This is a genomic window from Phormidium pseudopriestleyi FRX01 (genome assembly GCF_017313335.1).
In the GTDB taxonomy this organism is placed as follows: domain Bacteria; phylum Cyanobacteriota; class Cyanobacteriia; order Cyanobacteriales; family Laspinemataceae; genus Laspinema; species Laspinema pseudopriestleyi.
This window is the reverse complement of sequence record NZ_JAFLQW010000578.1, coordinates 1-13,142: the sequence shown is the minus strand read 5'-3', so window position 1 is coordinate 13,142 and position 13,142 is coordinate 1. Positions and strand designations below refer to the sequence as shown.

Here is a 13,142-nt window from a genome sequence, read left to right as displayed (position 1 = left end):
TGCCGGTTGTTTGTTGTTTGCACCCTATTTGAGCAGTAGTAGTCGGGTGTTAGATTTGTTTGTGCGAAAGCTGACTCCAGACTATTGTGATTGGGGTGCGCCGAGACCGGGACAGGCACGGTATGGGTACGATGGGTTTGCGGTGGAAGCGCTGAAAACGGTGTTGTTGATGGGGGGAGATGTGCTGAATCGGGCCAAACGAGAAGCGTCCGCCCCGATGTTTATTGTATCGAGTGAGAGCGATCGCGCGGTAGGTCATCGGGAACATCGCACGTTATTTGAGTCGGTTTCTCGTTTTGCACCCCGGAGTTGGTATCATATTTTTGGCCGGGTTTTGGATATTCCTCACACAATGATGACTCACGGGGAGGGAAATCCTCACGAATCGATGCTGATTGCGATGGCAAAAGCCTATATTGACAGCAAATTAACCTGGGATGAAATTGGGGATATTGCTGAACGGATGACCCGAGGGGAGACTTTTGATGCAGCAGTCCGGACTCTGAATATAGGCGATCGCGCGGCGGCAGAAATGCCAATTTTCATGACCTTGCTAGATAAGCGTTCACTCGTGATGCAACGCCATCCCGCGTTACGGCGAGCTTAATTTTCTCCCCCGTCTCATCAAAAATAAAACCCCGGTTCCTCACAGAAACCGGGGTTTTTACAAGTTTAAACCTTAAAATTTGGCCCGGATGGCGGACTCATTTCCCAACCATTCAGGGAAATTTATAAGGAACCGGGAAGCACTCCCCGCACCCGATTCGTCCGAGGTTGATAGACGTTACGGTGACGGTTTTGAGAGTCAATAATCACGGGGTTAATTAAGGTAGAGTTTTCGATGCGCGAATCAATGATGGTGGGATTAATTAAAGTAGAATTCCGAATCGTGGGTTGTCCGCGTTGGGGATAATATTGAGGATGATAATTCGGGGAATAGTAGGGATTGTAGGGTTGCTGATAGACACCGGGGTGACCATACTGGACAGTCCTGGGTTGTCCCACCTGAATTGAAATTCCCCGGTCAATCACGATGGATACATTGGCCTGAGCCGCCGGGGTGCTAAACTGAAATACTCCAGCGGCGATCGCCATCGGTGCCAAGGCGATCGCGACCGGATGAGACGCTCTAAACGGACGAAATTTGTGAAACATTCTTTGACCTCAACAGGAAATAAACCGAATCCATCAAATCCAGTACCAGGTTCGGTGACGCGAAGTAACGCTAAAATGATTCAGTAGATTAGCTGAATCAGCCATCAACAGCGACATTTTATCGAAAAATCGTGAGTACAGAACCCTTAGAGCAATTTAATATCGAGTACCAGACTGGGAAAGATGCATTTGAGCGAGGCCAGTATCCACAAGCGGTGCAATACTTAGCAAAAGCGAGTCAATTGGTCGATCGCAATTCCCGATTAGGGGGAGAATCCCTGATGTGGTTACTCACCGCTTACCACGCAGCAGGACAATCCTCCGAGGCGATCGCCTTATGCCGAACTCTCCTGCGCCATCCTAGCATCGAAACCCGCAAACAAGCCAAACGCTTAATCTATATTTTAGAAGCGCCAGAACTCAAATCCCGTCCAGAATGGCTCGTTTCCATTCCTGATCTGACTACCCTCGATGAGGGAAACTCAAAAATTGCTCAAGTCAGCATGACGGCAACCGCAAAAAAGCCAAAACATCAGTCATCAGAATCGAAACTGCCGTTTGAGGACCTCTCCCAAATCAATACCCAAGACAATGGATTTGTTTGGGTGGCAATGGGGGCGATCGGGTTATTAGTAGGGGGATTGCTATGGTTCAGCTAAATGCTGATGTGGCACGTCCTTCCAAACCGAGCGACTCCCCCCCTTATCCAGCCCATTCAACCCGTCCCCAAATAAGGTAAGATAGGTACCAGGTGTCTTCTATTCTTCGGTTAACGGCGTATCCGAGTTCCGCATAACCCGCAACCCATCGGCACAGACGCCAAATCCTCATTCCTTAATCGAGCTAGACCCGGATAACCCCAATGTTGCGATCGCGGTTTTTCCGATTCCGGCTCACTCAACCCGTTTTCGCAATCCCTCACCATTGGAACCCTGTCGTGATCTGGCTCCAATGTCAGGGGTCCGGGGTTTCCTGAGCGGAATTCCCCCGGATCCTGCCTGGTGTGGCACCGGGTGGAAGTCACCCCACTGTTGAGTGAAATCGCTCCAGGGTGACCTACAGGAAGGAACCCAGATAATGGCTCTTTCATCCGCTTTATCCACTCACGATCGCTGCCGTCAAGGATTTATTCTATGACTCAAGAATTTAGATATAAACGCTTCGATAAAGGTCACATTATTCCCGAATCTTTCTTAGAAGAATTTCGCACCAAAGCTCCGAGTACCCGCCGCTATTTATTAAACTCCTTAACCTTATTTGCTTGTATTTCTCCGGAACAGCAACATCAGGCATTAAATGATTTAATCCAATCCGAATTAGTCAGTTTAGCTAAAAAAACTCAAAACTATCTCCATGACCGCATTCATACGGTTCTCAAACATTTTGGCATTGACGAAACCGGAGAATCTAAAAAACTCGTTGAATATTATTATCGGTATTATTTGCTAACCGGAACTATCCCGGAAAATTTAACCACCGAATACCTAAATCATCTTTTAAACTTTATTATTGGTATAGAAGTTTTAAAAATCATCTTTATGATGAGTTTTATCGAACAACAGCGTTTCTTTGAAATTCAGGGCCGCTACGCAATTCAGGTGATGATATTTTATCGCTATATTAAACCCATCCGGGATAAATTAATGCTTGAAAAGCTGCTCTACCGGGATGTCACCGGAAGTTTTTATTATACCAAGGTGTCTTTAAGTGAGGATAAAATATTAGATTATATTTTTGAGGTTTTCCAACTGGAAAAAATAGAAAGCCTAGGAGAGTTAGCAAAAGATTTACAGTTCGACCGTGAGTATATCTATAAACCCCCTCACGCCGACGAGCGCGATGTCCCGGTTTTCTAACTCCTTGAAGCAGATTGGGGGAGACTGAAGTGGCTCTCAATGGCGACCTATAGCAATCCTAAATGATTTATGACATATATAGCTCCCCTCTCCCCCTTTGGGCCGCCGACGAGAAAGGGGTGAGGGCATTCCACAACTGATAAAGGATTGCTATATCCTAACTCAAACCGTCGGAACACCGCCCCTCCCTGTGAACCGATGCCACAACTCAACCCCCTAGGCGCAAGGACAAAGCTGGCGGATCCGGTGACTCTATAATTTGGACCTCGTTTCTTACCCGAGTTCTGACAAATGTTGCCGAGTTTTTTCCCCACTTTTGATAGATGCGATTCATCCGCAATTTATGCCAGCTTACCCCAAGCCAGGGCAGACCTTGGTCAAAAGTAGCAACCCATCAACCTCACTCACCAACTTATCAAAAAATTTTCTACAATATTCAGTAAATACAACCAAAAATTGACCGGCCTACCCGATATCTACACCGGCCAACCGTATTTTTACTCATTTTTAGTAAAACTCAGGGGCGATCGCCAAGTTTAGGAGAAAAAAAATGACAATGACAAATAGCTCTATAAAACGCCTGAAATCTAGCGGACCGCCAAGAGTGCTGCCACCACCACCGCCACCTCCCTCCGGTATCGCCAGTCGAAACGCCGCGCAACCGGCACAGACTCAAACCGATTATATCAAAACCCTGGTTGAACAAGGCCATAGTTGTAAAGCCTCGGATATTCACATTCGCGTCGGAGAAATCCCGCGATTCAGAATCCGGGGACAAATGCGTGAAGCCCCCGAACAAGAACGCCTGACCCCAGAAAAGTTTAACGCTTATCTGAACGAAATTCTCACCCCGTCCCAGCGGTCTCAATTTGCCAAAACTAAAGAACTAGATACCGCAATTTTCTACCCCGGCTTTATTCGCTGTCGGGTGAATTGCTTTGAAACCCTGATGGGAGGGGCGATGGTCCTGCGCTTAATTGACCTCCATGTTCCCTCCATTGATGAATTGCGTTTACCTGAAGTCCTGAAAAAAGTGATTTCCCATTCTCAAGGGTTGGTGTTGGTGACGGGTCCGACGGGTTCGGGTAAATCGACGACAATGGCGGCGATGATTCGCTGTTTAAATGAAAGCAGCTATAAGCACGTCATTTCCATCGAGGACCCGATTGAATATGTCCATGCTTCAAAAAGTTGCCTGATCTCTCAACGGGAAGTGGGACTGCATACCGATGATTTCCACTCCAGCTTGCGATCGGCCTTGCGGGAGGACCCGGATGTGATTATGATTGGGGAAATGCGCGATCGCCTCACGGTGAATATTGCCCTCCAAGCAGCCCAAACCGGCCACTTGGTCCTAGGAACCCTCCACACCAGAACCGCCATCAGCGCCATCAACCGCCTCTTAAATATGTTCAATCCCGAAGAACAAACTACAATCCGAATCCAGGTTGTAGAAACGTTGTATGCGGTGATTGCTCAATTGTTGCTTCCTACCACCGATGGAGGACGGACTACCATCAATGATGTGTTAATCAATACCACCACGATGCAAGATTACTTGTATAAGGGAGATGATGATGGGGCTTTTGCCTTAATGCATTCGGATACTTATGAGGGAATGCAGGTGATGAATCAGGAATTGTATCGCAAAGTCATGGAAGGTCGAGTGGCGATCGAAGTGGCAGAGATGCACTCTCCAGATCCGGGTGAATTGGATCGGTTGATTCGGACTGGGGGATTTGATTCCTCGCGATCGCCTCGGGATTTTGCTTGATTCTGGGGAGGAAGAAACGACTGAAGTCGGGACGTTGAACTAAGAGGAAGAAACGACTTCAATAAAATAGCCCGCGTAGGCGGGCTTTGTTCGTATAGCGGCAGGCTTTAGCCTGTCCGCTACTCTCACATCAATTAGCGTTTCGCTAACTTCTTAATCGTCATCTTCCGTAAGCGAATCGATTCCGGGGTGACTTCTAACAACTCTTCGGGACCAATGTATTCCAGCGCCCGTTCTAAACTCATTTCCACCGGCGCTTGTAACTGCACCAGTTCATCTCCCGTAGAAGACCGCACATTAGTTAACTGCTTCGTCTTCGAGACATTCAAATCTAAATCTTGAGGACGGTTATGTTCCCCAACAATCATGCCTTTATATACTTTCGTTCCTGGAGTAATAAAGAATACTCCTCGGTCCTCAGCATTTTTCAAAGCGTAGAATGTTGCAGTTCCTTCATCAAAGGCAATAATCACCCCGTTTCGACGGGCGTCAATATCTCCCGAGAGGGGGCGATAATCGAGGAAGCTATGGTTCATAATCCCGGCACCCCGGGTCAGACGCATGAACTCACCTCGGAACCCGATTAAACCCCGTGCAGGAATCGCAAATTCCAGTTGAGTGCGTGTCGTGGCATTGACGCGCATATCTTGCATTTCCCCGCGTCGTTCGCCCAGGCGCTGCATACAACCGCCTACCCCTTCTTCAGGAACGTCTAGAACCAGACATTCAAACGGTTCACAAGGTTGACCGTTGATTTCGCGGTAGATTACCTGGGGTTGGGAAACCTGGAATTCGTATCCTTCCCGACGCATGGTTTCGATTAGGATGCCCAGGTGCAACTCACCCCGTCCTGAAACGAGGAATTTATCCGGGGAGTCGGTTTCTTCCACACGAAGGGCGACGTTGGTTTCCAGTTCTCGCAGGAGGCGATCGCGCAATTGCCGAGAGGTGACGAAGGTGCCTTCTAGTCCGGCAAAGGGAGAATCGTTCACCCAGAAGGTCATCTGTAAGGTGGGTTCATCCACTTTAATCAGGGGTAACGCTTGGGGGTCATTGGGACAAGTAATGGTTTCCCCAATATTGGCATCAGCAAAACCCGCAACGGCGACAATATAACCCGCTGAAGCTTCAGGCATATCCACCCGATTAAGTCCTTCAAATCCCATTAATTTGGTGATTTTAGACTTAACAATTTCGCCGCCTTCCTTGACTAAAGCTGCCTGTTGACCGGCTTTAATCACACCATTATGAATGCGACCGATGACAATCCGGCCTACATATTCGGAATAGTCCAGGGTGGTGACTTGCAACTGGAGGGGCTTGTTGGGGTCTCCCACCGGAGGCGGGACGCGATCGAGAATCAGGTCAAATAGGGGCTGCATATCGACCCCTTCTGTTTCCATGTTATTTATGGCATATCCCGACATACCCGAGGCAAACAGGTAAGGGAACTCGCACTGGTCATCATCAGCACCGAGTTCGATGAATAAATCTAAGACTTTATCCACTGCCCCGTGGGGGTCCGCTTGGGGTCGGTCAATTTTGTTGATCACCACAATCGGGCGTAGCCCTTTTTCTAAGGCTTTTTTCAAGACAAAGCGAGTTTGAGGCATGGGGCCTTCATTGGCGTCCACAATCAGCAGACAGCCATCCACCATGCCCAGAACCCGTTCTACTTCGCCGCCAAAGTCAGCGTGACCGGGGGTATCAACAATATTGATTAACGTTTCTTTGTAGCGAACGGCAGTATTTTTGGAGAGAATGGTAATGCCGCGCTCCCGTTCTAGGTCATTGGAGTCCATGACGCAATCAGGAACCTCTTCCCCTTCGCGGAAGATGCCAGATTGTTTGAGGAGGGCGTCAACGAGGGTGGTTTTACCGTGATCGACGTGGGCGATGATTGCGAGGTTGCGAATGGGAAGACTCATAAATTGCGTCAGGGATGCGAAATTGCAGAAAAAACTAAAACAGATTGCATTTATATTTCTTTACAATTCTAGCGCATCTTGATGGAAATTGCAGATGCGATATCTAAATTTTTGTCTTTCCCGATTTCGAGGGGTTCAATTAGATCTGGAGGGGCAATTCATGAATTGCCCCTACCGATAGAACTATCTGCGCCCTCCATCCGGCGTCGTGAGACTCAGTTGCGCTTCATTGAGATTGGTATTCATTAATTGGGCATTTTCCAAATTAGCCTCTCCCAGACGGGCTCTGGCTAGATTCGCCCCATATAAATTGGCATTTTGGAGGGTAGCTCGTTCTAAACTGGCCCCGGTGAAATTTGCCCCGCGTAAATCGGCCCCTTGTAAATTTGCCCCGTCTAGGTAAGTCGGCGAAACCTTACAGGTGGCCCCGGGACATTGGCGACCCGTGGGTTCGATCGCCGATAAATTGGCCCCGCGCAGACTCGCTTGCTGGAGATTGGCATCCATGAGATAGGCCCCGCTGAGTTCGGTAAAACTCAAATCGGCAAAACTCAAGTCTGTACCATTGAGCTTGGTGGTGAGTAACTTTGCACCCCGGAGATTGGCCCCGGAGAGGTTAGCGGCGCGCACATTGGCGGTGGATAAGTCCGCTTGAGTGAGGTTGGCATTTCTCAAATCCGCCCGGACGAGATTGGCCCCATTTAAGTTGGCTTTATGAAGGTTGGTCCCGTTCATAATGGCATCGCGCAGATCGGCTGCCGTGAGTTGAGAGATGACTAATGGGGGGTTAACCGACGTAATGCGATCGCGGCTAATCGTCGTGGGAAGGGGTCGAACAAACCTGGCTTCACTCAGATTGGCCCCGGAAAAATCAGCCCAGCGCAGAATGGCCCCGCGTAAATCCGCCCGACTGAGATTGGACTCGGTAAGATTGGCCCCGCGTAAATCCGCCCCTAGTAAATTGGCCCCAGCAAGATTGGCCCCGCGCAAGTCCGCCCCAATTAAGTCGCACCCCATACATTCATTGGTTCGCAATAACTGGAGGGCGTGATCGGGATCTACTCCGAAGGCGGTTCGGGGAAAGGCTAAGGGAAGTAATGCTGCAGCAGCAGCGGATAAAAGCGTTGCTGCGACTTGTTTTGGTGCGATCGTCAGTTTCATCGTGTTCCTGTCTCCTGACTGATTGTGAAATCCCCATCTAAGGCGTCCGACGCCCTAGCCCTAATTTGAGGGTAGCACTGGTTCAGGCGATCGCCCCTCCCACTCCGCCCCAGTCGGGAAAATCCTATACTAGAAAAAGATCGGGAACTTCAACGAGGGCAGAATATGGCTCTAAATCCCACAGTAATGCAGGCTGTCGAAAAGCTGGATTATCGCGTGACTGTCGGTGACGTGGCAACTAGCGCAGGACTGCAAGTCAATCTCGCCGAGCGAGAATTATTAGCTTTAGCTTCCGAAGCTGGAGGACATTTACAAGTTGCGGATACGGGAGATATTGTCTATCAGTTTCCCAAACAATTTCGTGCCATTCTGCGGAATAAGTATTTCCGAATTCAATTGCAGGAGTGGTGGGAAAAGGTCTGGCGAATTCTGTTCTACCTGATCCGAATTTCCTTTGGGATTATCTTAATCCTGTCGATTTTTATTATTTTTGCCAGCATCTTTATTCTCCTGACAATGATGAATAAAGATAGCAACAGCAATCGGAGTAGTCGGTCCCGAGGTGGGGGGATGATATTTTTCCCGCGAATGTTTTGGGGTCCAGATATCTTCTGGTTTTTCAATCCCAACTATGGCCGGTATCAGCGGCAACGGCGACAAAAAGCGGTCGATTCTTCATCGTCAGAAGAATCGATGAATTTTTTGGAGTCGGTGTTCTCCTTTTTGTTTGGGGATGGGAACCCCAATGCCAATTTAGAGGAACGACGCTGGCAGGCGATCGCCGCTATAATCCAGAATAATCAAGGCGCCGTTGTCGCCGAACAAATTGCTCCGTATTTGGATGATTTGGGAACTGGATATGGCAAGGAGTATGAAGATTATATGCTGCCGGTCCTGACACGATTTAATGGTCGTCCCGAAGTCAGTCCCGAGGGGCAGATTGTCTATCATTTTCCTGAATTGCAGACGACAGTCCAACAACGAAACGCCCAGTCAGTTCCGGCCTATTTACGGGAATTGACCTGGAAATTTAGCGAGGCTTCTTCCAATCAATTAAGCCTAGCTGCTGGATTGGGGGTAGTGAATATTGGCGGAGGAATTTTCCTAGGGTATTTATTGCAAGATGGGGCGATCGCAGCCCAAATTGGGGGATTAGTGGCATTTACTGCCTCAATTTACTGGCTGTTGATTGGATATGGAGTCGCCTTTTTGTCTGTTCCCTTAATCCGGTACTTGTGGCTAAAAGGACGTAACCGCAAAGTCGAAGTGCGAAACGAAGCCAGACAAGAACAGGCGATCGCCTTAAATCAACCCTCGGATGAGTTGCAGAAAAAACTCGCCTACGCCCAACAATTTGCCGCCCAAAACATTATCGGTAGCGGGGATATTGCCTACACCACCGAAACCGATTTAATCGAGCAAGAAAGCCAAAATTCTGCCAAACTCGATGCCGAATGGCGCAAGCGGTTAGAAGGATGAAATCGGAAGGATGAAGGAGGAGGGAAACAGTCCCTCTTTCCCCTTCCTCCCTCATTCTTCCTTGTCCTGCTTCAGACGCTTGAAGGTCAAAAACCCATAACCATAGGCCGGGGTAAAGTTAAAATTAACCATTTCCCAACCCTCTTCCCCCTTCTGATTGGAATATTCAGAAAGCGGTTGCTTTTTTTGTTCGTCTCGTAGTTCTTCTCCGTTGGCACTATGCACGCAAAGGTCACCGGCAAAGTAGTCAAATCGAACGAAAAGGTATTCCCACTTTGGCACAGTGATTCTCCTGTTATAGATGGGTTGACAAAAAATATCTCCCCCTCCCTTACGGTGGGAGATAGAGGGGAGAATTGGAATTAGAACGTGGCCGTCGAGTAGATCGATGAGCCAATCCTCAACAGCTTACTCTACACGGATTTTTGCCAAATTAGCATTTTGGTAATAGTGGAGGACAATTTGTTGGTAATTCACACCCTGGGAAGCCAGATTGTAAGCCCCCCATTGACTTAATCCAATGCCGTGACCAAATCCCCGACCCTGAATGGTAAATCCAGAGGGGATATTGGATAAAGTATTTTTACTAGCCGATGGACCCTGTTGAGGCATCACGGTAAACCGGGCGCTTCTGAGGTTGAGGGCCTGCCGTAATTCTTCCCCATCGAGGGTACGCTGACCCGCATCTCCCACAATCAGTATCGACTGAATCCGTCCGTGGGGGGTGGTGCGTTGAGGTCTCATGGACAGGACATTCCCCACGCCGGAGATGCGGCTGCTCAATTGACTGCTGGAGAAGGTTTCGGTCCATTGGTAGACGGGGGAACCGGCATCATGGTCCGGGACCCCGCGCAGATAGGGCCGGGGTTCCATCCAGACATCTTCCACATTTTCCGTATGTCCCCCCGAGGAGGAGTGGAAAACGGCTTCAATGGGTTGACCATTGTAAACCAGGACTTGTCCGGCAGTCGCTTGCACCGCAGCGTGGGTGGTATTGGCTTCTTTTTCGACTCCCTGATAGACTTGCCAGTATGTGTCATTCCCCAGGTCATAGAGGGAATTTCCGCGTTTCTGGCGCTGATAGAGGGCATAAGTCCGGGCAGCTACTGCTTGAGCTTTGAGGGCTTCCTGGGGCCAACTCGGACTCATTTCCGCCCCTAAGACACTGTAGAGATATTCTTCGAGGTCAACTTGGTTAATCACGGTGAGTCCGCCCGAGGTGGGAACCAGGACTGTATTGCCGCGATACCAGCGATCGCCAATATAGACAAACCCATCGCCACTGGGTTGGATCACGATTTGGTTGCCTTGCCAGCCCCCAACTGCTACACCAGATCCTGTACTCCGGGCAAGTGTTGCCTGCATTCCATCCAGTTGTCCCAGGGACTGACCGGCACTATCCACGACCGTAGCTGGGGTAGAACTACCAATGGTCACTTCGCTGACATCTTGTTTAATCGCGACTCGCAATAATAAACTCGCTTGAGCTGGGGCCACCATCATCAGCCACATTAAAGCAATCAGCCACCACTGGCGTCGGCTTTTCCACAAAGGCTTGAGTGGAGATAACAATCGGTTTTGGGTGGGTGCTAGTTTCATGGTGGGCGATCTCCTCAAACCGGGAATCCTCTAAGATAAATTGCAAAATATCAGGGGTAATCGGGTTCACGGGCATTCTTCACAACTGAAGTCTGCGCCATGTATTGTCATAACCCCCTATCATACAAGCTATATCGGGAGAAGAGAGGGCCGATGTACTCATTTCTTTAAGCTGAATTTCACTCCGCCCAGGTTTGCTCAGGGGGAACTCCAAAACATAAAATATTCGATGATCGAGCATCGAATGAAAGCAGGAGATCTAGAGGGAATGCGTAATTACTGAAAACTATGATAGGATAGCGAGTTATCGTTTCAAAGCTCTGCTCATCTGTTCTGGCTCAGTAGAATTGAGTGCGTTTGATTGACCCAGGAGCACAGGATTTTTGATTTAACCCCGTTGAACCCCCTATGCAGGAAGTCCGAAGGGTGGAAATTGCCTAAAATAAGTTGTTTGAACAGTCAAAAGAGCGCCAAAAGATGCAGATTACGTTTTTAGGAACCAGTTCCGGTGTACCGACGCGATCGCGTAATGTATCCAGTTTGGCGGTCCGTCTGCCTCAGCGATCGCAGGTGTGGCTGTTTGACTGCGGCGAAGGCACCCAACATCAAATTATCAGTAGCGAAATCAAAATTAGCCAAATTAGTCGCATCTTTATCACCCACCTCCACGGGGACCATATCTTTGGATTGATGGGTCTGTTGGCTACTTGCGGTTTAGCTGGGAATGCCAGTCGGATTGATATTTACGGTCCTGCCGGATTAAATGACTATCTAGCCGCCTGTAGTCGCTACTCTCAAACTCATTTCTCCTATCCGATTAAGGTCCATCAGAGTCGGCCTGGGGTAATCTATGAGGATGATGAATTTATTGTCAAATGCGGACGCCTAGAACATCGGGTCACGGCTTATGGCTATCGAGTGGAGGAAAAAGACCGCCCAGGACGGTTTAATGTGGAAAAAGCGGCGGCCTTGGGGATTCCCTCCGGACCTCTTTATGGTCAACTCAAGCGCGGGGAAACCGTGACTTTGAGCGATGGTCGGCAGATTTCAGGTCAGGAGTTATGTGGACCAACGGAACCGGGGCGGAAAATGGCCTATTGTACGGATACGATTTTTTGCGAGGGTGCGGTGCAACTGGCGCAAGATGTGGATGTGTTGATTCACGAAGCGACTTTTTCCCATCAAGATGCACAGTTGGCTATCGATCGCCTGCATTCGACCAGTACGATGGCGGCGCAGGTGGCTTTAGCTGCTGGGGTGAAACAATTGATTATGACCCATTTTAGCCCCCGATATGCTCCCGGAAATGATATCCAGTTGGAGGATTTGCGCCAGGAAGCTCAGGCAATTTTTCCCAATACAGAGATGGCTTACGATTTCTGGACATACGAGGTGGAACGCCATCGGTCGAAGGAGTTAGAGTCGGTGGGGACCCTAGGCGATCGCCCTGTGCCTTGAAGAGCTTTTATTCTACTCCCGTTTCGGAAATAGCCGGACATTTGCATCGCGGAAGCTCTTCTATAGCGCCTCTAAATCAGTTTGCTATAAAGATAGCGAGCAAGATGCTCGCACTACAAGACTCTTAGGCATCGGATCCAGTGTCAAAATGATTTAGACTAGCTATATAGCAATCCTATATCTTACCTTGTACTACACCGAGACGGGTTAGAAGAATCCACAAATTTAGGGGGAGAAATCCTCCTTTGGGGGATATTTATTGTCAGGCTGAATGGATAGGTTTTCCGCTCTCTAAAACTTACTCAAACTTAATTGTATGATGTTTAGTTCCTAGCTTGGATCTTCCAAGACCTTTCCATCACTAGGCTTACACGGCTGAACTATCCGCGTTTTCCTTTCTTTATTGATGCATTTAAGTCACGATCTATTGAGATGTGACAGTTCGGACAGTCATACTGTCTTTTGTGCAGTGGCATTTTTTGTCGGTGTCCGCAATTGGAACAAATCTGTGAACTGGGATACCACGGGTCAATCAGCGTTAATTTGCTCCCATACCACTGGCATTTATACTCAATCGGGCGACGAAACTCATAAAACCCCCCATCCGCAATAGCACCCGCTTTTCTTGTGATTTTTGAGCATCCCTGACACATTTAAGTCTTCGATTTTTACTTCACCGTGGTTTTTGGCTAAGTAAGTTGTTAACTTGTGTAAATGGTCGGCTCTAATATC

Annotated in this window: 10 protein-coding genes and 2 pseudogenes; 6 read left to right on the top strand and 6 right to left on the bottom strand. The window is 48.7% G+C overall.

What is annotated here, in order from left to right; translation table 11 throughout:
• Positions 1-607: pseudogene (locus tag J0895_RS22070) on the top strand (alpha/beta hydrolase); the annotation flags it as partial.
• A 122-nt stretch (positions 608-729) separates the two neighbouring features.
• On the opposite strand, the gene J0895_RS22065 reads toward J0895_RS22070, so the two are convergent.
• Positions 730-1,155 (bottom strand): hypothetical protein, encoded by a 426-nt coding sequence (locus tag J0895_RS22065; RefSeq protein ID WP_207090145.1) that lies wholly within the window; start codon positions 1,153-1,155, stop codon positions 730-732.
• A 131-nt stretch (positions 1,156-1,286) separates the two neighbouring features.
• Here J0895_RS22065 and J0895_RS22060 point away from each other — a divergent pair, with 131 nt between their 5' ends.
• The 3 genes from J0895_RS22060 to J0895_RS22050 all read left to right on the top strand — a co-directional run bounded on the left by J0895_RS22060 (position 1,287) and on the right by J0895_RS22050 (position 4,785).
• Complete coding sequence (locus tag J0895_RS22060; protein WP_207090144.1) at positions 1,287-1,814, top strand: tetratricopeptide repeat protein; 528 nt, start codon at positions 1,287-1,289, stop codon at positions 1,812-1,814.
• 474 nt (positions 1,815-2,288) lie between these two features.
• The gene (locus J0895_RS22055; RefSeq protein WP_207090143.1) at positions 2,289-3,011 is read left to right on the top strand and encodes a hypothetical protein; all 723 of its coding nucleotides are present in this window, start codon (positions 2,289-2,291) and stop codon (positions 3,009-3,011) included.
• A gap of 550 nt (positions 3,012-3,561) precedes the next feature.
• A complete protein-coding gene (locus J0895_RS22050) occupies positions 3,562-4,785 on the top strand; it encodes a type IV pilus twitching motility protein PilT (RefSeq protein ID WP_207090142.1) in 1,224 nt (407 codons plus the stop codon).
• A gap of 134 nt (positions 4,786-4,919) precedes the next feature.
• Here J0895_RS22050 and typA read toward each other — a convergent pair whose 3' ends face one another.
• Together typA and J0895_RS22040 are read right to left on the bottom strand one after the other, a co-directional pair.
• On the bottom strand, positions 4,920-6,713 hold the full coding sequence (typA, locus tag J0895_RS22045) for a translational GTPase TypA (RefSeq protein WP_207090141.1): 1,794 nt from the start codon (positions 6,711-6,713) through the stop codon (positions 4,920-4,922).
• A gap of 183 nt (positions 6,714-6,896) precedes the next feature.
• Positions 6,897-7,874, bottom strand: a complete 978-nt coding sequence (locus J0895_RS22040; protein ID WP_207090140.1) for a pentapeptide repeat-containing protein — start codon at positions 7,872-7,874, stop codon at positions 6,897-6,899.
• Positions 7,875-8,039: 165 nt separating this feature from the next.
• On the opposite strand from J0895_RS22040, the gene J0895_RS22035 reads away from it, so the two are divergent.
• Positions 8,040-9,353, top strand: a complete 1,314-nt coding sequence (locus tag J0895_RS22035; RefSeq protein ID WP_207090139.1) for a hypothetical protein — start codon at positions 8,040-8,042, stop codon at positions 9,351-9,353.
• Between the two features lie 51 nt (positions 9,354-9,404).
• On the opposite strand, the gene J0895_RS22030 is transcribed toward J0895_RS22035, so the two are convergent.
• Together J0895_RS22030 and J0895_RS22025 are read right to left on the bottom strand one after the other, a co-directional pair.
• Complete coding sequence (locus J0895_RS22030) at positions 9,405-9,635, bottom strand: hypothetical protein (protein ID WP_207090138.1); 231 nt, start codon at positions 9,633-9,635, stop codon at positions 9,405-9,407.
• 126 nt (positions 9,636-9,761) lie between these two features.
• Complete coding sequence (locus J0895_RS22025; RefSeq protein ID WP_207090137.1) at positions 9,762-10,952, bottom strand: SpoIID/LytB domain-containing protein; 1,191 nt, start codon at positions 10,950-10,952, stop codon at positions 9,762-9,764.
• A gap of 477 nt (positions 10,953-11,429) precedes the next feature.
• Here J0895_RS22025 and J0895_RS22020 point away from each other — a divergent pair, with 477 nt between their 5' ends.
• Complete coding sequence (locus tag J0895_RS22020; RefSeq protein WP_207090136.1) at positions 11,430-12,410, top strand: ribonuclease Z; 981 nt, start codon at positions 11,430-11,432, stop codon at positions 12,408-12,410.
• Positions 12,411-12,790: 380 nt separating this feature from the next.
• On the opposite strand, the pseudogene J0895_RS22015 reads toward J0895_RS22020, so the two are convergent.
• Positions 12,791-13,142: pseudogene (locus tag J0895_RS22015) on the bottom strand (RNA-guided endonuclease InsQ/TnpB family protein); the annotation flags it as partial.